The 25,535-nt window shown below is 39.5% G+C and carries 19 protein-coding genes and 1 pseudogene; 15 read left to right on the forward strand and 5 right to left on the reverse strand.

Annotated elements, in window-relative coordinates; translation table 11 throughout:
• The first annotated feature begins 1 nt into the window (after nt 1).
• From K8P02_RS06375 to K8P02_RS06395, 5 genes are all read left to right on the forward strand, one after another.
• Entirely contained in the window at nt 2-1,186 is a 1,185-nt protein-coding gene (locus tag K8P02_RS06375) for an NHL repeat-containing protein (RefSeq protein WP_195349624.1), read from the forward strand.
• Between the two features lie 453 nt (nt 1,187-1,639).
• The gene (locus K8P02_RS06380) at nt 1,640-5,695 is read left to right on the forward strand and encodes a hybrid sensor histidine kinase/response regulator transcription factor (RefSeq protein ID WP_195349626.1); all 4,056 of its coding nucleotides are present in this window, start codon (nt 1,640-1,642) and stop codon (nt 5,693-5,695) included.
• Between the two features lie 89 nt (nt 5,696-5,784).
• The gene (gene pheT / locus K8P02_RS06385) at nt 5,785-8,247 is read left to right on the forward strand and encodes a phenylalanine--tRNA ligase subunit beta (protein ID WP_025867166.1); all 2,463 of its coding nucleotides are present in this window, start codon (nt 5,785-5,787) and stop codon (nt 8,245-8,247) included.
• Nucleotides 8,248-8,298: 51 nt separating this feature from the next.
• The gene (locus K8P02_RS06390; RefSeq protein WP_002559830.1) at nt 8,299-9,033 is read left to right on the forward strand and encodes a YebC/PmpR family DNA-binding transcriptional regulator; all 735 of its coding nucleotides are present in this window, start codon (nt 8,299-8,301) and stop codon (nt 9,031-9,033) included.
• The gene (locus K8P02_RS06395) at nt 9,033-9,278 is read left to right on the forward strand and encodes a TIGR03905 family TSCPD domain-containing protein (RefSeq protein ID WP_002559831.1); all 246 of its coding nucleotides are present in this window, start codon (nt 9,033-9,035) and stop codon (nt 9,276-9,278) included. The genes K8P02_RS06390 and K8P02_RS06395 overlap by 1 nt, the downstream gene beginning before the upstream one ends.
• A 77-nt stretch (nt 9,279-9,355) precedes the next feature.
• Here the strand turns inward: K8P02_RS06395 and K8P02_RS06400 are convergent, their stop codons facing one another.
• A complete protein-coding gene (locus K8P02_RS06400; RefSeq protein WP_025867167.1) occupies nt 9,356-9,748 on the reverse strand; it encodes a hypothetical protein in 393 nt (130 codons plus the stop codon).
• 195 nt (nt 9,749-9,943) lie between these two features.
• On the opposite strand from K8P02_RS06400, the gene K8P02_RS06405 reads away from it, so the two are divergent.
• The 3 genes from K8P02_RS06405 to K8P02_RS06415 all read left to right on the forward strand — a co-directional run bounded on the left by K8P02_RS06405 (nt 9,944) and on the right by K8P02_RS06415 (nt 12,964).
• On the forward strand, nt 9,944-11,197 hold the full coding sequence (locus tag K8P02_RS06405; protein ID WP_002559833.1) for an Nramp family divalent metal transporter: 1,254 nt from the start codon (nt 9,944-9,946) through the stop codon (nt 11,195-11,197).
• A gap of 75 nt (nt 11,198-11,272) precedes the next feature.
• Complete coding sequence (locus K8P02_RS06410; RefSeq protein ID WP_002559834.1) at nt 11,273-12,145, forward strand: methylated-DNA--[protein]-cysteine S-methyltransferase; 873 nt, start codon at nt 11,273-11,275, stop codon at nt 12,143-12,145.
• 54 nt (nt 12,146-12,199) lie between these two features.
• A complete protein-coding gene (locus K8P02_RS06415; protein ID WP_002559835.1) occupies nt 12,200-12,964 on the forward strand; it encodes an exodeoxyribonuclease III in 765 nt (254 codons plus the stop codon).
• 5 nt (nt 12,965-12,969) lie between these two features.
• Here K8P02_RS06415 and K8P02_RS06420 read toward each other — a convergent pair whose 3' ends face one another.
• A complete protein-coding gene (locus tag K8P02_RS06420) occupies nt 12,970-13,377 on the reverse strand; it encodes a secondary thiamine-phosphate synthase enzyme YjbQ (RefSeq protein WP_002559836.1) in 408 nt (135 codons plus the stop codon).
• Between the two features lie 75 nt (nt 13,378-13,452).
• Here K8P02_RS06420 and K8P02_RS06425 point away from each other — a divergent pair, with 75 nt between their 5' ends.
• From K8P02_RS06425 to nhaA, 6 genes and pseudogenes are all read left to right on the forward strand, one after another.
• Complete coding sequence (locus tag K8P02_RS06425; protein ID WP_025867169.1) at nt 13,453-13,911, forward strand: C-GCAxxG-C-C family protein; 459 nt, start codon at nt 13,453-13,455, stop codon at nt 13,909-13,911.
• Between the two features lie 155 nt (nt 13,912-14,066).
• Nucleotides 14,067-14,267, forward strand: coding sequence for a winged helix-turn-helix domain-containing protein (locus tag K8P02_RS06430; protein WP_002559838.1), 201 nt, complete (start codon nt 14,067-14,069; stop codon nt 14,265-14,267).
• A gap of 273 nt (nt 14,268-14,540) precedes the next feature.
• Nucleotides 14,541-14,618: pseudogene (locus tag K8P02_RS21895) on the forward strand (SEC-C metal-binding domain-containing protein); the annotation flags it as partial.
• A 218-nt stretch (nt 14,619-14,836) separates the two neighbouring features.
• On the forward strand, nt 14,837-16,618 hold the full coding sequence (gene lepA / locus K8P02_RS06440) for a translation elongation factor 4 (protein ID WP_025867170.1): 1,782 nt from the start codon (nt 14,837-14,839) through the stop codon (nt 16,616-16,618).
• Between the two features lie 132 nt (nt 16,619-16,750).
• Nucleotides 16,751-17,929 (forward strand): cation:proton antiporter, encoded by a 1,179-nt coding sequence (locus K8P02_RS06445; protein WP_195349632.1) that lies wholly within the window; start codon nt 16,751-16,753, stop codon nt 17,927-17,929.
• A 43-nt stretch (nt 17,930-17,972) separates the two neighbouring features.
• Nucleotides 17,973-19,286, forward strand: a complete 1,314-nt coding sequence (gene nhaA, locus K8P02_RS06450; protein ID WP_002559842.1) for a Na+/H+ antiporter NhaA — start codon at nt 17,973-17,975, stop codon at nt 19,284-19,286.
• A gap of 322 nt (nt 19,287-19,608) precedes the next feature.
• Here the strand turns inward: nhaA and rmuC are convergent, their stop codons facing one another.
• Both rmuC and map read right to left on the reverse strand, forming a co-directional pair.
• Entirely contained in the window at nt 19,609-20,841 is a 1,233-nt protein-coding gene (gene rmuC / locus K8P02_RS06455) for a DNA recombination protein RmuC (protein ID WP_196039810.1), read from the reverse strand.
• Nucleotides 20,842-20,844: 3 nt separating this feature from the next.
• Nucleotides 20,845-21,699 (reverse strand): type I methionyl aminopeptidase, encoded by an 855-nt coding sequence (gene map, locus K8P02_RS06460; RefSeq protein WP_025867171.1) that lies wholly within the window; start codon nt 21,697-21,699, stop codon nt 20,845-20,847.
• 433 nt (nt 21,700-22,132) lie between these two features.
• On the opposite strand from map, the gene K8P02_RS06465 reads away from it, so the two are divergent.
• On the forward strand, nt 22,133-23,800 hold the full coding sequence (locus tag K8P02_RS06465; RefSeq protein ID WP_223382134.1) for a glycoside hydrolase family 88 protein: 1,668 nt from the start codon (nt 22,133-22,135) through the stop codon (nt 23,798-23,800).
• A 24-nt stretch (nt 23,801-23,824) separates the two neighbouring features.
• Here the strand turns inward: K8P02_RS06465 and K8P02_RS06470 are convergent, their stop codons facing one another.
• Entirely contained in the window at nt 23,825-25,465 is a 1,641-nt protein-coding gene (locus tag K8P02_RS06470; protein ID WP_002559846.1) for a B12-binding domain-containing radical SAM protein, read from the reverse strand.
• Between the last annotated feature and the right edge of the window lie 70 nt (nt 25,466-25,535).

The raw sequence follows: 25,535 nt of genomic DNA on the forward strand, positions 1-25,535 counted from the left end.
TATGTGTGGAAAAACATTATTGTTCGCTTTGGCCTTGACTTGTGCCGCTTCTATGAATGCTCAGAATTATACACTTTCGGATGTTTCTGTATCAGGGACAGCTCCCAAAGGAATAGTCGTTAAAGGAGAAGCATTGTATATTGCCTTTTCGGGTGATAATAAAGTGGTGAAAACCTCTTTGGATGGCAAAAATACACTATTAACAATCACAGAGGGATTGAATCTACCCTATGATGTAGATTGCGATATGGATGGAAGAATTTTTGTTGCCAATCAGGGAGAAAAGGAAATTAAAGTTTACGATGCAAATGGAACTCTCGAGAAGTCTGTATCTATAAAAAAGATGAACGGAGATGTTGTAGGTAGTGCCGTTACCGGTGTAACTATAGGCAAAGATGGAAAAATTTATGTAGCTGTAGGAGGCAGTTCTTACAATGCTATCCATATTTATGACAGTGAGTTAAAGCTGATTCAAGTGTTGGATCAGATGGCACCGGATAACGGAATACCGGGATGTGATAAACTTCGTATTGTGAGAAAGGTCTTTTTCGATTCGAAAGGAACAATGTACATTTCGGATAAAAATACCGGAGTAATTGTTGTCGATTTCTATGATGATAATGTGATATATCCGTTTTCGTTGATAAAACGGGAAGATGGTATTAATAGATATAATAATGTAGCCGGTATAACAGAGACTTCGGATGGAAACCTGATAATAGCATTGGATGCGGATAAGAAACAAGGTTCGGATATTTTATCTTATAAAGGAGTATGCTGTTTTTCTCCGGAGGGAGTATTCACAAAAATGATAGGTGCCGTTGATGGTAGTGATTACGGAATGCCTTATGGGTTGGCCGTGAATGCTGATAATGATTTATATGTTGCAGATTCCAATAAGAATGTTGTTAAAATGTGGAAAGCTACAGGTGCCTCGGGTATTCATTCTGTTGGAGATGTAACTGTATCTTGCTTCCCGAATCCGTTTGTGGAAAGTCTCACTGTAGAACTGGATGCGGTTGCTTTGCATCGGATAGAGCTGTGTGATGTGATGGGGCGCATTGCTTATTCGGCTGAGTCAAAAGGAACTTCACATTTGATTATTCCTACTAATTCACTTTCAGAGGGTGTGTATTTGCTGCTGATTGATGGAAAAGCGTCAGGAGGAAAGTTGATTAAGAAATAAGAAAGAAATGTGACAGATACTAAAACAACGTTTTGGTATCTGTCACATAGATGTTTATGTGTAACTGATCTAAATAAATTTTATGGATTAATTGGGGGGGGTATCTGACAAATGTATAGTTGTCAAAAAAGTAATTACAAGCTTTTTGAAGAAGATACGTGAGATAAGGTATGAATGTTTTTGTTGTATAATTGCTTGATTTATAGCGAATATCAACCTCCTGGTTTAAGGTAGACAAGGTTGTACACTTTAGTATGGTATAAGTGTACAACCTTGTAAAGTAAAGCCAAAGCGTTAAAAAAACGGTTAAAGATATTAACAAATGATGCGTTCATTGGATACTTCAGAAGAATGTTATTGAACTTAAATTAAAGCCATTCAGAGCAAGATATATTTCTTATTTCCGTTGTAAATCTATATATTTGTGTCACACTATTCACTGGTAATAATACTATGATAAGAAAAAACAGTTTGCTATTAATCTTTCTTCTTCTTTTCTCGGCTTCTCTCCATTCGGCAGTAGATATGAATGAGGTCGTATTTACACATATCGGATCAGAAAAGGGTCTTTCCCAAAACACTGTTTTTGATATAACTCAGGATACAAAAGGAAATATGTGGTTTGTCACTAATGATGGAGTGAATAGATATAATGGATATACTTGTACCGTGTTTCAACATGATGTAACAGATAGTACTTCTATAGCAAATAACATTGCTCACTCTATTCTGATTGACAGTAAAGGAAGAATCTGGGTTACCACAAGAAACGGTTTGTCGTATTACAACGAAGAGAAAGATTATTTCATAAATTTTGAATATTTAAAGGAGGGACAGAGGCAAGAGTTTATGAAAATTGTGGAAGCAGATCCGGACCATTTACTTTTGATTACGAAAAGAGCTTTGTTTTTGTTTGATATAAAAGAAACTTCTTTTAAAGAGGTGTCATTGTCCCATATTGAAGGTCCCATGTTACTTTCGATGTTGATGAAACAAGATGGGATTATATATGTAGGTGCCCGGGAAGGTTTGTTTACGTATTCTCCGACAGAATCTAAACTAAGTTTAATATGTGGTCCATTTAATAAAAGACTGGTTAATACTGTTTGGAAAAGTGCTGCCGATTGTTTGTGGGTAGGGACTGAAGGAGAAGGATTGTATAAGATAAACCCTCTTACAGGAGAGATGAAAAATTACCGGCATATACCCTATAATGAACGGAGTTTAGCATCGAATTATGTTCGCGCGTTAAGGTCCGATGAGCAGAATCGCTTGTGGGTAGGAACGTTTGATGCGTTATCTATCTATGATGAAGAGAATGACTCGTTTACTTCTTATAAAAATAATCCTGTACAACCCGAAAGTATTTCTCAAAGCTCAGTTCGCTGTATTTTTAGGGATATACAAGGGGGGATGTGGCTGGGGACTTTCTGGGGAGGAGTGAACTATTATCATCCTCTGAAAAATCGTTTTCGCAATATCAAGCATGTTCCGTTTCAGAATTCATTGAGTAGTGATGTTGTCAATTGTATCGTGGAAGATGCTGAATCGAATTTATGGATTGGTACCGACGGTGGCGGACTGAATTTCTATAATACAACAACCCAAAAGTTCACTTCTTATTCCCTGAAAGTAGAAAAAAACAATCAGAAGGTCAGTGCCAATAATATCAAGGCTATTTATATTGATGAAAAGAATGATCTGGTTTTTATTGGAGCACATGCAGGCGGATTAGCTGTTCTTCATCAGAGATCGGGTAAGATGGAATATTACAACAGTGGACTTTCAGACGAGAATGTGTATGCCATTATTCCTGATGGAGAAGATGCTTTATGGATCGGAACACTAAATACTTTGGCCAGATTTCGGATTAAAGAGAGAAAGTCTGTAGCTGTTTCAAGGCAGAAAGATGGTACTCCTTTCCAGAGTAGACGGATCAGGGTTTTGTTCAGAGATTCGAAACAAAGAATATGGCTGGGAGGGGAAAATGGATTGCAGGTCTATCGTCAAATAGGAGAAGAATTACAGTTGCAATACGTTATACCAAAAGATTCGCCATTGAATGACAGTTATATTACTTGTGTATATGAAGTACATGATGGGATATTCTGGATTGGAAGCAGGGAAGGGTTGTATAAATATAATGATAATACCGGGCAGGTGAATTGTTATACGAAGCGGAACGGACTGTTTAATGATGTGATCTGTGGAGTTATGGAAGATACTTTCGGTCGGTTATGGATAAGCTCTAACAGAGGATTGAGTTGTTTGGATACTGAAACGGAAATCTTCAGGAACTATACGGGAGTAGACGGCTTGCAGAATAATCAATTCAATATGCTATCTTGTTGTCATGCATCGGATGGACAAATGTATTTTGGAGGTATTAAGGGAATAACGACATTTATTCCGGAAAAACTGATGGATAATCCTTATACACCATCGGTGATGATTACAGATTTTCAGTTATTTGGAAGTTCTATTCGTCCGGATGATGAGACGGGTATTTTACAGAAAAATATAAGTGAGACGGACAAGATAACACTTACATCCTCACAATCTTCATTCTCTATAGATTTTGTAGTCTCTAACTACATTTCGGGAGAACATAATACGTTTGCTTATCAGTTGAAAGGATATGATAAGCAGTGGTACATATCTTCAGACAGAAGAACAGTGTCTTATACAAATCTTCCCGACGGGACTTATCATTTTCTTGTAAAGGCTGCCAATAATGATGGGAGGTGGAATGAACAGCCCACCCGGCTGGAGATTGTAGTGTTGCCTGTGTGGTATAAAACCTGGTGGGCCATTTTGCTGTTTATTATTCTTGCTTTGACAGTAGTGGCTTTTGTCTTTCGTTACTTTTGGCAACGCAAAATAATGCAGGCACAGATAGAACAGGAAAGAAAAGATAAGGAAAGGCAAGAAGAGTTGAATCAGATGAAGATACACTTTTTTATTAATATGTCTCATGAACTACGTACGCCACTGACTCTTATTCTTGCACCTTTGCATGAAGTACTTGCCCGAATTGACGATCAGTGGACTCGTACACAATTGAAATATGCCCAGAAAAGTGGACAAAAAATGCTACGTCTGGTGAACCAGTTAATGAATTATCGTCAGGCTGAATTGGGAGTTTTCCACCTTAAAGTACAAAAAGGGAATGTCTGTCGGTTGATAAGTGATACGTTTATGTCTTTTGAACGGTTGGCACGTAGTCGGAAAATAGATTATAATCTATATATTGAGATAAATGATGATGAGTGGATCTTTGATGCCAGATATCTGGAACTGATAACAAACAACCTGCTTTCTAATGCTTTTAAATATACAGGTGATGGTGGAAGTATTACGATAAAGGTACGTGAACAGAATGATTGTTTGCTATTGCAGGTTGTTGATACCGGGATAGGGATTACTCAGGAGAATCAGAAGAAGATTTTTGAGCGTTTTTATCAAGTTCACGAGGGTGGTAACGGAAGTGGAATCGGATTATCCCTGGTTAAAAAATTGATCGAACTTCATCATGGAACAATCACTTTGGAGAGTGAGGTGGGGAAAGGTTCTGTGTTCTCGGTATATATTCCACAAAATATAGTTGCATACAGAGAAGACGAGTGGATATCGGATGAAGCAGAACAAACAATGGCAGAAAGAGTGGATGTATTGCCGGATGGGGATCAGTATGAAACGAAAGAGAGAAATGAGAAAGAAACAGATACTGATACGGAAAATACCATTAAGCAGAAAGAAAGAGTACTTATTGTTGAAGATAATGAAGATATCAGACGATATTTGGCAGAAGAACTAAGAGACTTATTTGAGGTTTGTGAAGCTGCTAACGGAGAGGAAGCATGGAAGCTTTTGAATGAACAAGAGGTAGATGTAGTCGTTACAGATGTAATGATGCCTGTAATGGACGGGGTGAAGTTAACAAAACTGATAAAAAGGAATATTCGTACCTGTCATATTTTTGTGTTGATGTTAACTGCAAAAACAGAAATTGAGCATCAATTAGAAGGTTTACGGACAGGAGCAGACGATTATATCCCCAAGCCCTTTGTGATGAACATACTTATATTGAAGATACAGAACTTTATACGTGCCCGTTATCGGATTCTTGATCATTATGCAAAGTCATTGGAAGTAGATCCGCATAAAATGACATTTAATGCATTGGATGAGGCTTTCCTGAAGAAGGCAGTGAATATTGTTGAAGCCAATATGAGTAATCCGGAATTCTTAACAGAAGATTTTACTTCTGAGATGGGAATGGGGCGTACTGCATTGCACTTGAAAATGAAGGCTATCACAGGAGAGTCTACCACTGATTTTGTACGCAAAATACGTTTTAACCGGGCATGTACTTTGTTGAAAGAAGGGCGTTATACTGTTGCAGAAATTAGTGTAATGGTGGGGTTCAGTAGTCCTTCTTATTTCACAACCAGTTTTAAGAAATATGTAGGTTGTTCGCCGGGAGAATATAGTAAAGGAAAGTGGTGAAAGTTAATTTTCTACATATTAATTCCCTGCCAACCAAAAAAACTTATTAACTTTGCGAATCTTTTTGGAAACAATAAAAACTTAATGATATGAATATCTCTTATAACTGGCTGAAAGAGTATGTTAACTTCGATCTTACACCTGATGAAGTAGCTGCTGCGCTTACTTCCATCGGACTGGAAACAGGAAGCGTGGAAGAAGTTCAAACCATTAAAGGAGGTTTGGAAGGACTCGTGATTGGCGAAGTGCTGACATGTGTGGAGCATCCTAATTCAGACCACTTACACATCACCACAGTAAATCTGGGAAATGGAGAACCTACTCAGATTGTGTGCGGAGCTCCTAATGTAGCTGCCGGACAGAAAGTAGTAGTTGCCACATTAGGTACGAAACTTTATGACGGTGATGAATGCTTTACTATAAAGAAATCAAAAATCCGTGGTGTGGAATCTATCGGGATGATTTGTGCAGAAGATGAAATTGGTATCGGAACTTCTCACGACGGTATCATTGTGTTGCCGGAAGATGCTGTTCCGGGTACATTGGCCAAAGATTACTATAATGTAAAGAGTGATTACGTACTTGAAGTAGATATCACTCCAAATCGTGCAGATGCTTGTTCTCATTACGGTGTGGCTCGTGATCTGTATGCTTATCTTATTCAGAACGGTAAACAGGCTACATTACAGCGCCCGTCAGTAGAGGCTTTTGCCGTAGAAAATCATGATCTTGATATTAAGGTAACAGTGGAGAATAGTGAAGCATGTCCTCGCTATGCCGGTGTTACTGTAAAGGGGGTGACAGTGAAAGAAAGCCCGGAATGGTTGCAGAATAAACTCCATCTCATTGGTGTGCGGCCTATTAATAATGTAGTAGATATCACCAATTATATTGTTCATGCTTTCGGACAACCGTTGCACTGCTTTGATGCAGATAAAATCAAGGGTGGGGAAGTAATTGTGAAAACGATGCCTGAAGGTACTCCTTTTGTGACATTGGATGGTGTGGAACGTAAGTTGAACGAACGTGACCTGATGATCTGCAATAAGGAAGAAGCTATGTGTATTGCCGGTGTATTCGGTGGATTGGATTCCGGTTCTACAGAAACTACAACAGATGTATTTATCGAAAGTGCTTATTTTCATCCTACATGGGTGCGTAAGACAGCCCGTCGTCATGGTTTAAACACAGATGCTTCATTTCGTTTTGAAAGAGGTATCGATCCTAATATTACTATTTACTGTCTGAAACTGGCTGCTCTGCTGGTGAAAGAACTGGCGGGAGGTACAATCTCCAGTGAGATTAAAGATATTTGCGTTGCACCTGCACAGGATTTTGTAGTCGAGTTGGCATATGAGAAAATACATTCGTTGGTAGGTAAAGTAATTCCGGTGGAAACAATTAAAAGTATTGTATCCAGTCTGGAGATGAAGATTACAAATGAAACAGCTGAAGGTTTGACATTGGCTGTTCCTCCTTATCGTGTCGATGTGCAGCGCGATTGTGATGTGATTGAAGACATTCTTCGTATCTATGGATATAATAATGTGGAAATTCCTTCTACATTGAAGTCCAGCCTGACAACTAAAGGTGATGCGGATAAATCAAACAAATTACAAAATTTAGTCGCTGAACAATTGGTTGGTTGCGGGTTTAATGAAATATTGAATAACTCTTTGACTCGTGCTGCTTACTATGATGGATTGGAGTCTTATCCTTCTAATCATCTGGTAATGTTGATGAATCCGTTGAGTGCTGATTTGAACAGTATGCGTCAGACATTGTTATTCGGTGGTCTTGAGAGTATTGCTCATAATGCCAATCGTAAGAATGCCGATTTGAAATTCTTTGAATTTGGTAATTGTTATTATTTTGATGCCGATAAGAAGAATCCGGAAAAGACACTGGCTGCCTATTCGGAAGATTATCACCTTGGGTTATGGGTGACAGGCAAAAGAGTTTCAAACTCATGGGCGCATGCAGATGAAAACAGTTCGGTATATGAGTTAAAGGCTTATGTAGAGAATATATTGAAACGTCTGGGGCTTGATTTACGTAATCTTGTAGTAGGTAATCTGACTGATGATATATTTGCAGCTGCTCTTTCTGTTAATACAAAGGGGGGCAAACGTTTGGCTACATTTGGTGTAGTAACGAAGAAGCTACTGAAAGTATTTGATATTGATAATGAAGTGTATTATGCTGATTTTGACTGGAAAGAACTGATGAAAGCTATTCGTTCGGTGAAGATCAGTTACAAAGAAATATCCAAATTCCCGGCTGTGAAACGTGACCTTGCGTTGTTGCTTGATAAGAATGTTCAGTTTGCGGAGATTGAAAAGATAGCGTATGAAACAGAGAAGAAACTTTTGAAAGAGGTAGAACTCTTCGATGTGTACGAAGGTAAGAATCTGGAAGCCGGTAAGAAATCGTATGCAGTGAGTTTCTTGTTGCAGGATGAGTCACAGACGCTTAACGATAAGATGATTGACAAAATCATGTCTAAGTTGGTGAAGAATCTGGAAGAGAAGCTAAATGCGAAACTGAGATAGAAATCTTGTGGAAATTAATAATTTAAAAATTTATAATTAAAATACATACCAATGGGAAGAGCGTTCGAATATAGAAAAGCTACCAAGCTGAAAAGATGGGGCAATATGGCCCGTACATTTACGAGAATAGGTAAACAGATTGCTATTGCTGTAAAGGCCGGTGGACCGGATCCTGAAAACAACCCGCACTTGCGTGCTGTTGTTGCTACTGCAAAACGTGAGAATATGCCGAAGGATAACGTGGAACGCGCTATCAAAAATGCAATGGGTAAAGATCAGAAGGACTATAAAGAAATGAATTATGAAGGATATGGTCCATTTGGTATTGCTGTATTTGTAGAAACTGCAACTGATAATACTACCCGTACAGTAGCTAATGTGCGTAGTGTTTTCAATAAATTTGGCGGAACATTGGGTACTTCCGGTAGCCTTGATTTTATGTTCAGTTGGAAATCTATGTTCACTATTGCCAAGAAAGAAGGATTGGAAATGGATGAACTGATTCTTGAACTGATTGATTACGGAGTAGAGGATGAATATGATGAGGATGAGGAGGAAATCACAATTTATGGTGATCCTAAATCGTTTGCTCAGATTCAGAAATATCTCGAAGATAATGGTTTTGAGGTAAAGGGTGCCGAATTTACCCGTATTCCGAATGACGAAAAAGAACTGAATGATGAACAACGTGCTACTATTGATAAGATGGTAGAGCGCCTTGAAGATGACGAGGATGTTCAGAATGTATATACTAATATGAAACCGGCGTCTGAGGACGAAGAATAATGAAGTATGTCTATAGAACCCAGGGGACTTGTAGTACGAATATTGAACTCGATGTAGAGAATGATATTCTGAAAGAAGTGACCTATTGGGGTGGATGTAATGGTAACTTACAGGGAGTTTCCCGCCTAGTAAAGGGGATGAAAGTAGAAGAGGTAATTACTAAACTGGAGGGTATCCGGTGTAGTGGTCGTCCAACTTCCTGTCCCGATCAGTTATGCAAGGCATTACACGAAATGGGATATTGAAATTAATATAGCATCCAATAAAAAACGGAGACACTATCTTTAAGTGCCTCCGTTTTTATTGGATAGAAGTTCTTTTTTTATTTGTACATATCCGGTGTTATCTTAACACGGAACAGCTCCTCATGAGTCTTGTCTGATAGATAGACATACAGCATCGTTACACCCATTTCTCTGTATATTTTAAGATCATCCGTATTTTTGATAATTTCCGGAAGACTTTCTGTTAATTGTTTTTGAGTAGCCTCTGCGATAGTTGGATCGTCAGCAGTACCCGTGAGGGTATAATAGTAGGTAAATGTGTTATCACCACCTGTGTAGTTGGTACTATCCATTCTTGTCATTTCGTCAATGGTCATAGGACACTGTTTATTTACTTCCTGGGAAGCTATTTCAAATACTTTTTGCTTTGCCTGCTGGCAAGAAGTTAATGTGAGTACAGCAAGGCAAACTGCTGAGAGGATCTTTTTCATATAATGTCTTATTTTTAATTAAATAACGTTCAAAGATAACCGTTTTTAATGAACTGAACAAGTAGTCTGATTGTTTTGTTTATTATCATTAAGGTAGATCACTACCATTCAACAAAACCAGATTAAGCATTGCTTTTGATAGCATTTAATTGTAATTTTGTACAAACATTAAAGAAAAAAGAACAGAACTTTATTATGCGGAATATATTTAAGGATTTAAAGCGTAAAGACCATAAACGCTATTTAGGGGGATTGGATGTGTTTAGATATATCGGTCCCGGATTGCTTGTCACTGTAGGATTTATCGACCCGGGTAACTGGGCTTCTAACTTTGCCGCAGGTTCTGAGTTTGGTTACTCCTTATTATGGGTAGTAACGCTGTCTACCATCATGTTAATCGTACTTCAGCATAATGTAGCGCATTTGGGTATTGTAACCGGACTTTGTTTGTCAGAGGCTGCTACTCAATATACCCCAAAATGGGTATCACGTCCTATCCTTGGGACAGCTGTATTAGCTTCTATATCTACTTCGTTGGCTGAGATTCTTGGGGGAGCCATTGCATTGGAGATGCTACTTGATATCCCTATAATTTGGGGAGCCGTATTGACCACGGCTTTCGTTTCTGTTATGTTGTTTACCAATTCCTATAAAAAGATAGAACGTTCTATTATTGCTTTTGTATCTGTTATCGGACTTTCGTTTATTTATGAGTTGTTTCTTGTGGATATAGACTGGCCGTTAGCTGCGCAAGGTTGGGTGACGCCTGCCATTCCGAAAGGGAGTATGCTTATCATTATGAGTGTGCTTGGAGCGGTAGTAATGCCTCACAATCTGTTTCTTCATTCGGAGGTGATACAAAGCCATGAATATAATAAGCAGGATGATGCTTCCATCCGGAAGGTTCTTAAATATGAATTATTCGATACACTTTTTTCAATGATCGTTGGATGGGCCATCAATAGTGCGATGATTCTGCTTGCTGCTGCTACTTTCTTTAAAAGTGGAATACAGGTAGAAGAGTTGCAACAGGCAAAATCGTTATTAGAACCTTTGTTAGGTAGTAATGCCGCTATTGTGTTTGCTTTGGCTTTGTTGATGGCGGGAGTTTCTTCTACTATAACCAGTGGAATGGCTGCCGGATCTATTTTTGCGGGGATCTTTGGTGAATCATATCATATAAAGGATAGTCATTCACAGGTAGGTGTTATTCTCTCTTTAGGTATCGCTTTGCTACTGATATTTTTCATCGGTGATCCTTTCAAAGGATTGCTTATATCACAGATGGTGCTGAGTATTCAATTGCCGTTTACTGTATTTTTGCAAGTCGGGTTGACTTCTTCGCGGAAAGTAATGGGCAATTATGTGAATAGTCGTTGGAGTACATTTGTGCTTTATGCTATTGCAATAGTAGTATCTGTATTGAATATCATGTTGCTGTTTTCATGAAAAGATAAGATAGCAAGAAACAGGTTGCCATTGCTGAATGGTAGTACTAATTTTACCCGGTAAAACTTAATAATTATGAGTAATAAACAAGACGAGATTAATTTTGCTCGCGTGGCAGATGCCATTGAGTATATTACCCGCAACTACCAGGAGCAGCCTTCGTTATTCGATATGGCGGAGGAGGCGAATGTGAGTATTTATCATTTTCAACGGCTATTTACAGAATGGGCAGGAGTAAGTCCGAAGAAATTCCTGCAATATATCAGTGTAAATCGTGCTAAGAGAATCCTGAAAGAAGGGCAGGGAAGTCTTTTTGATGCTGCTTTTGAAATCGGGCTTTCGGGTACGGGGCGTTTGCACGAACTTTTTATTCATATTGAAGGAATGACCCCCGGAGAATATAAAGTCGGTGGCAAAGGCTTAACCATAAACTATCGTTTTGCCAAAACTCTTTTTGGTGAAATATTAGTAGCATCTACTTCTAAAGGAGTATGTTATATGACTTTTTGTGACAACCGGGAGCAGGCATTGGCAGAACTGGGGCATCACTTTCCATTCGCTACGTTTGAGAAACATCCCGATGAGTTTCAGGAACGTGCCCTTGCTGTTTTTTCTATGGATTGGACGAATCTCAATGAGGTAAAGCTACATTTGCGTGGTACGGAATTCCAGCTGAAGGTTTGGGAGACATTGTTAAAGATACCAATGGGAACATTGACCACTTACGGAGACATTGCTAATTATCTGGATAGTCCCAGTTCATCCCGTGCTGTAGGAACAGCAGTAGGAGACAATCCGGTAGCATTCTTAATTCCTTGTCATCGTGTCATTCGTTCTACCGGTGCTTTAGGAGGTTACCATTGGGGATTGACCCGCAAAACTGCTATAATAGGATGGGAAGCTGCTAAGATAGAAGAACAAAGAAATCGTCTAATGACTGATAATTAATACTCGTAGAAATCTTGTGAACTCAGGATTCTCGATTGTAAATATAAACATCTTATGAAGATAATAACTTATAATGTGAATGGCCTGCGTGCCGCAGTTTCAAAAGGTTTGCCTGATTGGCTGGCACAAGAACAGCCGGATGTACTTTGTTTGCAGGAAACCAAATTGCAACCAGAACAATATCCCGGTGAAGCTTTTGAGGCACTGGGGTATAAAGGCTATTTATATTCTGCACAAAAGAAAGGTTACAGTGGCGTAGCTATCCTTACCCGTCGTGAGCCCGATCATGTGGAATATGGAATGGGAATTGAAGAATATGATAATGAGGGGCGTTTTATTCGTGCCGATTTTGGTGATTTATCAGTTGTGAGTGTATATCATCCTTCTGGGACAAGTGGTGATGAACGACAGGCATTCAAAATGGTGTGGCTGGAAGCTTTCCAGAAGTATGTAACAGAATTGCAAAAGTCCCGTCCCAATTTGATTCTTTGCGGAGATTACAATATTTGTCATGAAGCGATAGATATCCACGATCCTGTCCGTAATGCTACGAATAGCGGTTTCTTACCGGAAGAACGGGAGTGGATGACTCGTTTTCTTTCTGCTGGTTTTGTTGATTCTTTCCGCACATTGTATCCTGAAAAACAAGAGTACACTTGGTGGAGTTATCGTTTCAATTCACGTGCAAAGAATAAAGGGTGGCGTATAGACTACTGTATGGTAAGTGAACCTGTACGCCCGATGCTGAAGAGTGCCTGTATATTGAATGAAGCGGTACACTCAGATCATTGTCCGATGGTGTTGGAAGTAAAGGACTGATTACATTAGAGTATACTAATGCTCAGTTTACGACTGTCTCCTCCGTCACGAAACTCACACAGATAAATCCCCTGCCAGGTACCCAGGTTTAACTTGTGGTTCTTGATGGGGATTGTGACTGAACTGCCAATTAATGACGCTTTGATATGTGCACTCATATCGTCTGGTCCTTCCAGAGTATGAATGAAGTAAGGTGCTCCATCCGGAACCAGTTTATTAAAGAAGGTTTGGAAGTCTTTACGGACATCCGGATCTGCATTTTCATTGATTGTAATTCCTGCCGAAGTATGCTTGATAAACACTACAAGTAACCCATTTTCGGGGAGTTCTGGTAAATGTGATACAATGTCGCGGGTTATCAGATGAAAACCACGTGGGTAGTGTGGCAATTGTATATCCAAGGTTATAGCCATTATATTACTGCATTTTTGTTATGTCTGCAAAGATACTTTTTTATATTTTTGCACAAATAAATAATAGAAACAAAAATGGAAGATAGAATACAGCGTGCCGTTGAATTTTTCAAAAGCGGTTATAATTGCTCTCAGTCTGTAGTGGCTGCTTTTGCTGATATGTATGGATTTACCGAAGAACAGGCTTTTCGTATGTCAGCCTCTTTCGGAGGAGGTATTGGGCGTATGAGAGAGACTTGTGGGGCTGCTTGCGGTATGTTTCTGTTGGCCGGACTGGAAACAGGGGCAACTGACGGAGCCGATAAGGAAGGGAAAGCCGCTAACTATGCTTTGGTACAGGAACTTGCTGCTGAGTTCAGGAAAAGGAATGGCTCACTGAACTGTGGCGAACTATTAGGTTTGAAGAAAAAAGCTCTTTTGTCATCAGTTCCTGAAGAAAGAACCAAGCAATATTATGCTAAACGTCCGTGTACCAGGATGGTAGAACAAGCTGCCCGAATTTGGGTGGAATATCTCGAAAAATACCCGAAATAGCTATAAAAAAGCCGTTTTTATTACAGATTATGCAAAAAAACGCCCAATAAAGTGTTATATAACATAAATATAACTATATTTGCAGCTGAAATAAAACCTGAAAGCTGAGAGGTTGTCAGTTTTTACATCATGTTTAACTAAAATTTCTAAAGCAAATGTTGAAAGAAAAAGCAGGTGAAATTGCAGGTAAAATCTGGAATGCACTGGACGGTACAGAAGGTCTGACCGCTAAGCAAATCAAGAAAGTAACTAAGCTGGTAGACAAAGACTTGTTCTTGGGTCTTGGTTGGTTGCTAAGAGAAGACAAAGTTTCTACTCAGGAAATTGATGGTGAACTTTTCATTAAATTGAACTAAGAGAGTAAATCACTTACCCATAAAAAATGCGTTGATACATTTCTGAATGTTATCAGCGCATTTTTTTATGTAGATGATTTGCGCATTTTTATTGTAAATAAAGGCAAATGATATGAATCTGGTACGGATTTTCTAATTTCCAGTATGGAGTATTAAATAGAAGACTCGAATGAAAAGTTAAAAAAAACTTCTGTTTCTACTTTTATAAGTTCTATGGAAAAAAATAAAGTAATATTGCAAGATAAGAATTCTGAAGATATCCAAGAAAAAACTGCATCAAAAATAATAAGTCGAAATGATTTATGTCCATGTGGAAGCGGTAAGAAATATAAGAATTGTCATGGAAGATAGCCTTGTTTTAGTTGTCTTTTTGTTTTATTACAGTAGTACACTTAGCCCTTTGGAGTTATTAAAAAAATAGCTTTTAAAACCTCATATTTTTCATTATCTTTGTGCCCAATAAAAGAGTTGTTATTTATTGTATATTGTCATTTGTTTTACGAATGTTTTACGAGAGTATCCTTCTTTTATCATAAAGTTCTTATTTATAATTAGATAGTTGTTTTAGAATGAAGAATATACGTAATTTTTGCATCATTGCTCATATTGACCACGGTAAATCAACGTTAGCAGATCGTCTGCTGGAATTCACCAACACCATACAGGTGACCGCAGGCCAGATGCTGGATGATATGGATCTGGAAAAGGAGAGAGGTATCACCATTAAGAGCCATGCCATACAGATGGAGTATACATATAAAAGCGAAAAGTATATTCTGAATTTAATTGATACTCCGGGACACGTGGACTTCTCATATGAAGTTTCCCGTTCTATTGCTGCTTGTGAAGGTGCATTGCTCATTGTAGATGCTTCGCAAGGAGTACAGGCGCAGACAATCTCGAATCTTTATATGGCCATTGAACATGATCTGGAAATTATTCCCGTCATTAATAAATGCGATATGGCAAGTGCCATGCCCGAAGAAGTAGAAGACGAAATCGTTGAGTTGCTGGGTTGTAAGCGTGATGAAATCATACGTGCATCCGGAAAGACGGGGATGGGAGTAGAAGAAATACTCGCTGCTGTTATTGAGCGTATACCTCATCCGCAAGGAGATGATGAAGCGCCGTTGCAGGCATTGATTTTCGACTCTGTATTTAATTCATTCCGCGGAATTATTGCTTATTTCAAGATAGTAAACGGAGTGATTCGTTCCGGTGATAAGGTGAAATTTTTTAATACCGGAAAAGAATATGCAGCCGACGAAATCGGAGTACTCAAGATGGATATGGTTCCGCGTAAGGAATTACGTACCGGAGATGTAGGATATATCATTTCGGGTATTAAGACTTCCAAAGAAGTAAAGGTAGGTGATACTATCACACATATTGCCCGTCCTTGTGACAGAGCAATTGATGGGTTTGAAGAGGTAAAACCAATGGTATTTGCCGGTGTATATCCTATTGAGGCCGAAGAGTTTGAAGATCTGCGTGCTTCTTTGGAAAAATTGCAGTTGAATGATGCTTCGCTTACTTTCCAGCCGGAATCTTCATTAGCTTTAGGCTTTGGGTTCCGTTGCGGATTCCTGGGTCTGCTTCATATGGAGATTGTGCAGGAACGTCTTGATCGTGAGTTCGACATGAATGTGATTACTACCGTGCCAAACGTTTCTTATAATATCTACGACAAGCAGGGAAACATGACTGAGGTACATAACCCCGGTGGTATGCCCGATCCTACAATGATAGACCGTATTGAAGAGCCTTATATCAAGTCCTCTATTATCACCACTACCGACTATATCGGTCCTATTATGACCCTTTGCTTAGGTAAACGAGGTGAGCTGATTAAACAGGAATATATTTCCGGCAATCGTGTAGAAATATATTATAACATGCCTTTGGGTGAGATTGTGATCGATTTCTACGATCGACTGAAAAGTATCTCCAAAGGATATGCTTCTTTTGATTATCATCCGGATGGTTTCCGACCGTCCAAGCTTGTAAAACTGGATATTCTGCTGAATGGCGAATCTGTTGATGCACTTTCTACATTGACTCATTTTGATAACGCTTATGATATGGGACGCCGTATGTGCGAGAAGTTGAAGGAACTGATTCCTAGACAGCAGTTTGAAATTGCTATCCAAGCGGCTATCGGTGCTAAAATTATAGCCCGTGAAACGATAAGGGCAGTTCGTAAGGATGTGACTGCAAAATGTTATGGTGGTGATATCAGCCGTAAACGTAAGTTGCTTGAAAAACAGAAAAAAGGTAAGAAACGAATGAAGCAGATTGGTAATGTAGAAGTGCCTCAGAAAGCATTTCTTGCTGTGCTAAAGCTTGATTAAAACTTTTTTGTGATAGCTAAAAGAGGGTGTATCTTGAACAAATAGCGCTGTTAATAGTTTTAGATACACCAGGTAATTGCCATCTGTCCACAGAGCTTTCCCTGGCAATTACTTAAATACGTACAATACAAAATGAGAAAAGTTCTGTCTTTTTCGGTTTTCCTTATAATAGGTCTTCTCCTGTCTCAGTTCTTGCCAGTGCTTGCGGGAAGCGGATATGGCGCAGTGAAGACTGTTGCTAATATATTGCTTTATATTTGCCTGGGATTTATTATGATTAATGTAGGCAGAGAGTTTGAAGTTGATAAATCCCGTTGGAAAAGTTACACTGAAGATTATTTTATAGCAATGGCTACGGCTGCTATGCCTTGGTTGCTGATTGCCCTTTATTATGTATTTGTATTGCTTCCTCCAGAGTTTTGGAATAGTTGGGAAGCGTGGAAAGAGAACTTATTACTGAGTCGTTTTGCAGCTCCTACTTCTGCCGGTATTCTTTTTACTATGTTGGCTGCCATTGGGCTCAAAGCAAGTTGGATGTACAAGAAGATTCAGGTACTTGCCATTTTCGATGATCTTGATACCATTCTTTTGATGATTCCCCTTCAGATTATGATGATTGGTTTACGCTGGCAGCTGATTATTGTCGTTCTGATCGTATTTTTGTTACTATTGTTTGGTTGGAGACAGTTGAGCAAGTATAATTGGAGGCAGGACTGGAAAGCAATTTTATTTTATTCTACCCTTGTCTTTGTTGCTACTCAATCTTTGTATCTGATCAGTAAAGGTCTGTATGGCGAAGAAGGAAGTATTCACATTGAAGTGTTGCTGCCTGCGTTTATATTAGGCATGATAATGAAGCACAAAGAGATAGATACTCCAATGGAACGCAACGTTTCTACTGGTATTTCTTTCCTGTTTATGTTTCTGGTAGGTATGAGTATGCCTCATTTTATAGGTGTCAATTTTGCAGAGACTCAAGCTGGAGAATATTCCGTTACCGGTTCACAGGAGATGATGCCGTGGGGAGTGATTGCTCTTCATGTGCTCATTGTTTCTTTATTATCGAATATCGGAAAGTTATTTCCCGTCTTTTTCTATCGGGATCGCAAATTCAGTGAGCGATTAGCTTTGTCTATTGGTATGTTTACCCGTGGTGAAGTAGGAGCAGGGGTTATTTTCATAGCTCTTGGTTACAATCTTGGTGGGCCTGCTTTGGCTATTTCGGTTCTTACAATCGTACTGAACTTAATATTAACCGGAATCTTTGTTCTTTGGGTAAAAAAACTAGCTTTGAGAAGCTATATGGAATAATAGAAATAATATTAAATCATATACTAACTAAAACACACATATTATGACTATCTTACGTTCAATGAGGAATTTCTCGGCTATGAATATTGTGGCGAGTATTTTGTTGTTTGTAACTGCCATAGCTGCTGCTATTATTGCTAATTCTCCGTTGGCTCCTGCCTACCAGGAGTTTCTTTCACATGAACTTCATTTCCGGATAGGAAGTTTCAATCTGCTTTCACATGGAGGTCAGAATCTGACTATGATTGAGTTTATTAACGATGGGTTGATGACTGTATTTTTTCTGTTAGTTGGGTTGGAGATAAAACGTGAATTATTGGTGGGAGAGTTGTCTTCTTTCCGTAAAGCAGTATTACCGTTTATTGCAGCCTGTGGTGGTATGCTGATTCCTGTTCTTATTTATTCGTTTATTTGTACCCCGTACACTCCCGAAGGACAGGGGCTTGCCATTCCGATGGCTACAGATATTGCTTTTTCATTGGGTGTGCTTAGCTTATTGGGGAAACGTGTCCCGTTAAGTCTGAAAATTTTTCTGACAGCTTTTGCTGTGGTCGATGATATTGGCGGTATTCTTGTTATTGCAGTCTTTTATAGTTCGCATGTGGCTTATGGATATCTGCTGGTAGCTGCTTTGCTTTTTGTACTACTTTATTTTATCGGTAAACATGGAGCAACCAATAAATTGTTCTTTTTGATTATTGGGGTTATTATCTGGTATCTTTTCTTGCAATCAGGTATTCATAGTACGATTGCCGGGGTACTGTTTGCCTTTATAATTCCGGCCAAACCTCAGCTACATGTTGGTAAGTATATTGAGCGTATCCGCCGTATAATCAATACATTCCCGACTATGGAAGGAAACAGCATTGTTCTTACTAATGAGCAAATTGCCAAGTTGAAACAGGTAGAGTCTGCTTCCGACCGTGTAATTAGCCCTTTACAATCTTTGGAAGATAATCTTCATGGAGCAGTCAATTACATTATTCTACCATTGTTTGCTTTTGTAAATGCAGGAGTTGTGTTTAGTGGAGGGGGAGAAGTAATGGGCAAGGTCAGTATAGCAGTAGCTTTAGGTTTACTGTGTGGTAAGTTTTTGGGGATTTATTTCTTTACCTGGCTGGCTATTAAGAGCAGGCTGACACCTATGCCGGAAGGTATGAATTGGAAGAATATAGCAGGTGTTTCTTTGTTGGGTGGTATTGGTTTTACCGTGTCATTGTTCATTGCTAATCTTTCATTCGGCTCCACATATCCTATATTGTTGAATCAGGCTAAATTCGGAGTCCTTTCAGGTACGGTTCTGGCAGGTGCTTTAGGATATATTGTACTCTATCTGGTATTACCCAAGAAGAAATGACTATTTTTTGCGACTTTATTTGCTGTTGTAAATATTTGTGGATAGAAAAAGAAACAGAAATGAAAAGACTGAATATGTTAGTTGGGTAAGAAAAATATACAAACTTTTATTTTGTTAAACAGTTGATTATGAAGTGGTTATAGGATGCTGTTTTTACTCGTAGAAGATCGATCCGAAACACACCGAGAAACACTTCGTTGGTCGTAGAGAAACGAACCGTTTCTCTACGACCAATAATTTGATTTTTTATAAGAATTTACAAAAATAAGGCGGAAGAAGGGGGAATGCTTTCTTTGTTGTAAGTAAAACTTATTTCTTTATGTTATTCGTCATCTCCTTCACTTTCATCGATAGGCAGAATTTTCTGACTTTCTTCATGTGGCAATTGTTCCACTTGCCGGAGTTTTCTTTCGATGGCACGGGTACGTTTTCCCATTACCTCTTCCAGCTGATCACCGGCATTTTGCAGATTCTTTTGTACTTTTTCAAGTAATCCGCCAAATTTACTGAATTCTGTTTTTACCGCTCCCAGCACAGTCCATACTTCTCCCGTTCTTTTTTGAATGGCAAGTGTGCGGAAGCCCATTTGCAGGCTGTTTAGAATGGCACCCAGAGTGGTTGGTCCTGTAATTACGATTTTGTATTCCTTTTGCAGCATCTCTACTAAGGCTGTACGACGTATAACCTCTGCGTAAATACTCTCGAAGGGCAGAAACAGGATAGCAAAGTCTGTTGTGTAAGGTGGGTCGACGTATTTATCATGAATGTCTTTTGCCATTTTTTTGATTGTATTCTCCAGTTGTTTCCCGGATGATTCTATCAGTACGGTATCTCCTGCTTCAAAGGCATCATAGTATTGCTCGTAGACATCTTTTGGAAATTTCGCATCAATAGGGAGATATACCGTACTGTTAGCATCATCTTTACCCGGTAGCTTGATGGCAAACTCCACGAATTCAGTTCCGCTTTTCTTCGTTTTGACATTGGCATCATATTGTTCGGGACTCATCATTTGTTCCAGTAATGCTCCCAATTGTACTTCACCGAAAGTGCCCCGCATTTTTACATTGCTCAGCACTTTTTTCAACCCTCCTACGTCTTGTGCCAGAGATTTCATTTCTCCCAATCCTTTCTGCACATTTTCAAGCTGTGACCGCACTATCTCAAAAGACTGCCCGATACGTTCGTTCAGCGTCTTTTGTAATTTTTCTTCTACCATGAGTCGCATGTCATCCAGACGCTTTTCTGTAGATTTTAGTAACATTTCCTGCTGACGTGCCATTGTATCAAACTTCTGTCTTTGCAGTTCTCCGGTGGTCATCATATTTTTGTGTAGTACATCCTGCACCTGTTGCATGCTTTGATTGAGGGCTTGCGTCATTTCCATGCGGAGTTCGCGTATGCTACGATTCAGCTCTTCACGGTTCTCCTGCATTTGCTGTCGCAAAGCAGTTTGCAGTTGCTCACTTTGTGCCTGCCCGTTATTTTTAGTCAGTATTAAAATGATGAGCCCAATCAGTAGGATGATAGTGACAATGAGTAAAATCAGTTCCATGAGTTAATACGTCAGTATTTCATTACCGGTTTCAGTTATCAGAATCATGTTTTCCCATTGTGCCGACGGCATTCCGTCGTCCGTACAGACAGTCCATCCGTCCGCATCGTCTATGAATACTTCGTATGTACCCATATTTATCATTGGTTCTATGGTAAATGTCATTCCTGGAACAATCATCATACCTGTACCCCGGCGGCCAAAGTGTTCCACATCCGGTTCCTCATGAAAATGCATGCCTACTCCATGTCCGCAAAGATCACGTACTACACTATATCCGTTTTTTTCGGCATGTTCTTGGATAGCGGCACCTACATCGCCCAGTCGTGCCCAGGGTTGTGCAGCAGCGATGCCTATTTCCATACATTCTTTGGTGACTTGTACCAGCCGTCGCATCTCCGGATTTACATCTCCAATCATAAACATACGTGAGGCATCTGAGAAATATCCTTTATAGATAGTTGAAACATCTACATTAACAATATCTCCACTACTCAGAATTTCATTTTTACTTGGTATACCGTGACATACTACTTCGTTGATGCTTGTACATACACTTTTGGGGAATCCTTCATAATTGAGTGGGGCAGGGATAGCACCGTGGCTCGTTGTGAAGTCATATACCATACGGTCGATTTCTTCTGTAGACATGCCTTCACGAATGTTCTCGGAAACATAATCCAGCAGTGCAGTATTGATTTTAGCACTTTCGCGTATACCTTCCAACTGTTCCGGTGTACGGAGTACCTTTCGTGGAGGGAGTTTTATGCCTTGTTTTCTGTATTTTTGAATTTTATCTTCTATCTCGTCCGGGTAATTAGAAGGGGTGAACCGGAAGCCCTTGATGAACTTTTTCATTGTTTCTGTATATTTTATCTTTCAGTCAATGGTACAAAGGTAGAGAATTAATATTAGTAATTAATTGCTTTCGGTTGGATAAATAACTATCTTTATTGATTGAAAGTGCTATGGGCAGGTATTGTATATTAAAAGTGGAGACTGATTTTTTGATTTTCTTTTCAGTTTAGAATAGGAGTTTGGGGGCATATGACGATTGAATTTATTAACAGGATTATATGAAAAAAATGTGATTAATCTTTTTCAATTATTTAATGATTTGTATATTGCGAGAGTTTAATATTATACAACACAAATAGTAAAGCAAGAAGAACATGAAATTACATGAATGCATTATGAGAACACGATTACTGGTTTCCTTTTGTTGTGTGCCCATTCTATCTGTTAGTGCAACTATATCGCAGTTGCCTACAAAGATGGAGTCCTTCAGCAAATGGCTTTAGTGAACAACTATTACATGACCAACAATGCAATTTCCGCAGGAACTAACGATTGGGTAAAATCCGCTTATTTCACAGGGTGTATGGAGTTTTATAAGGTTTATCAGGATCAGAAGTTACTTGATTATATGACCTTATGGGCCGAAAAAAATAAGTGGGCGTTGGGAGTAAATGCCGACAAGCATGGTGCTGACGGGCAAGTGTGTGGACAAACTTACATTGATTTGTATCAGTTGGATAAAAATAAACAGGAGTATAAGATACAGGCTATTAAAGAGTGTGTGGATAATTTAATTACTAATCCGCAGGAATCTATTGACGATTGGTGGTGGGTAGATTCTTATTTTATGGCGATGCCTCTTTTCTCGAAACTGGGAGATTTGTATAAAGATAACGTTTATTTTGAACGGATGCATGCTATGCATACCTATTCAAAAACGCGTTGGAAACTTTATGATGAAACAGACCACATTTGGTTTCGTGATAGTACGCAGGTACCTGCCAAGAGCCTGAGTCCCAATAGGAAGAAAGTCTGTTGGTCTCGTGGAAATGGTTGGGCGGTTGCTGCTTGTGTTCGTGTCTTGAATGATCTGCCTGCCGACCATTCTTATAGAGTGGAGTATGTTCAGTTGCTGACCGAAATGGCAGCAGCTTTAAAAGCCTGTCAGCGTGAAGATGGCTTCTGGAATAGAAATTTGGCAGATCCGGAACATCTGGCAGGTCCGGAAACAAGCGGTACAGCCCTTTTTGTATATGGCTTATCTTGGGGAATAAATCACGGAGTACTCGATAGAGAGTTTTATCTGCCTGTGGTTCTCAAAGCGTGGAATGGAATGACTACGATTGCGGTTCATAAAAACGGACTTTTAGGATATGTTCAAGGACCTGGTTTCAAGCCGGAATCAAACTATCCCTTAAATGCTGAATCGACTTGGGACTATGGAGTCGGAGCTTTCCTGTTGGCCGGAAGTGAAGTTGTAAAACTGGCCGAAGGTGAAATGCCGGAAGTAGGTGATTTACCGGAACCGCCTATCGAGGCAGTGAATATAAACGTGACGGCAAGTACTTATGAAACCGGTACGACAAATACTCCGGAAAAGACTTTGGATCGGGATTTCAATACACGTTGGTCGGCCGAAGGTGAACAATGGATTAAGTACGATTTACTATCAGAAGAAACAATAGCAACGGTTGATATTGCATTTTGGGATGGACATAAGCGTAAGTTTAACTTCTCAATAGAGCTTTCGACGGATGATGAAAACTGGACAGAAGTTTTTAATGGGCAATCCGGAGGAAATACGGATCGTTGGGAGACGTTTTACATAGGTCTTTGTAAAGCCCGCTATGTCAGAATAAGCGGAAAGGGAAATACTAAAAATAAATGGAACAGCATTTTAGAGACTCGTATTAATATCATAGACGTGCCAACGGATATCAATAGGATCGAAAATCAAACAGCTGTGACGATATACCCGAATCCGGCTTCGGATGTCTTGAATATTGAAGGTACTGATGATGGTGAGACGATTTGTATATACAATGCTTTGGGAGTCAAGGTTATAGAAACATGGAACCGGACAATTGATATATCTTCTTTTTCAACTGGGATTTATTTTGTGAAAGTTCAGAATGCGGTCTTTAAGGTTATCATACAATGATTTTGACATTTGCTATGTTGCGTATCATGTTGTGAACGCCTTAAAAACCGGTTCGATTTTCTGTATTTCCGATTCAAATCCAAACCAATAACCGGCTTGTCCTTCCTGATTTATTGGCAAGAAGCACAAACGCAGTGTTTCTTTGTATTCACCATAGAGGATTGTCCATGTTTCAGGAGGAACCTGCCGCTTGGTTTTGACTTTTTCAGCCGGAAGTTTCTTTAACGACATACCCGCCTCTATCCAGGCGATGCTTACTTGCGTCTGATAGTCAGTATAGTACTTTTTACAGAATTCATACAGAATCAATCCTCTTTTCTCCAGACTCAGTGGTTGGTCTATCAGCCCAATCTCTATCAGATGATTTAAAAGTTCGTGTAGAAATGTTTGGTTTTCCAGAATCAATTTTCGCGTGATAGACTGCCAGGCAGGAGTGTTATAGAAACCATCTAATAATCGTGAGAGGTAGCGGGCTGTTTGTAGCTCATCTACACTGATTTCCCTGGTTTGCAACACTTCGTAAGGTGGGAGTGGGGCATATTGAATCCCTAATTCTTCCGCTCTTCTCCGCATTTCTGTACCGGGAAGCAACTTTAACGATTCCAATTGTATTTCTCCTGCTCCATATTCGGCAAGGGTTCGTATGTCTTCGAATATTTCGGAGAGATGATACAGCGGTAGTCCGGCAATAAGATCGGCATGAGTCTCCATATTGGGCAGTGCACAGAGATATTTCAGTCCGTTCAGTGCATCGGATAAGCGTCCCATCCGTCGGCTTTGTTCGAGCACAGGCTCACGCAAACTCTGAATGCCGGCTTCCAGATGGAGCAAACCTTTGGGAAGCTTGGCAAGTTCTTGTTTCAGCTCTTCGGAGAGCAAGGCCGGGTGTATCTCAAGATGAAAGCAGATATCAGGAGAAAATTCGAGAAACAGATTGAGTAGTTCTTTGGCCCGTTTGTTATTGTAATTGAAGGTACGGTCAAGTACGCGAATGTTCTTGATACCATGTCGGTGGATCTCTTTTAAGCGTTCACGGATGACCTCTATAGAGAGTGTCCGTACCGGTTTTTCTCCACCGCTTACACAGAAGGCGCACGTGTTGAAGCAGCCTCGTGTTGTTTCAAGTTGTACAAATGGTTTACTCCAGTTGAAGAAGCGACTTTGTTCTGGCGAAATGAGATTGGCAAACTCCATGACGCGGGCAATTCCATTGTCGCGATAGCCTCCTTCTTTATCAAGGTAGCACAATCCGGCAATGGTATTCCAGTTTTCCGGTTGGTTCCAACACTCAAGCCACTGTGGGAATACCTCTTCACCTTCTCCACGAAACACACAACTGACAAATGGATTCTTGCGCAGAAACGCTTCGTTGTCTCCCAAAAACTCAGGTCCTCCCATAACTACACAACATTGCGGAAGCAACGCTTTAGCTCTTGAAACAATATGTAGTAACTGCTCGTGATTGAACAGCCAATTGGTGGCGGCAATGATATCCGGTTGGTGATAATAGATACTGTTTGCCACCATACCTGCATTTTCATTAATAGTAGCTGATACGATTTCCCATTCGATGGAGTTATCTGTTGCAATTTGAGCATGCAGTGCCGGTAACGCCAAAGAGGAGTGGGCATAAGAGCTATTTAAGTCGAGCCAAAGAATTTTCATGCAAGAATTTTAACGTTTATGGCCGCAAAGGTATAAAAAAGCAGGCTTTATTCACACATCGTTGATTAAA

The organism is Bacteroides nordii (assembly GCF_019930665.1).
Taxonomy (GTDB): domain Bacteria; phylum Bacteroidota; class Bacteroidia; order Bacteroidales; family Bacteroidaceae; genus Bacteroides; species Bacteroides nordii.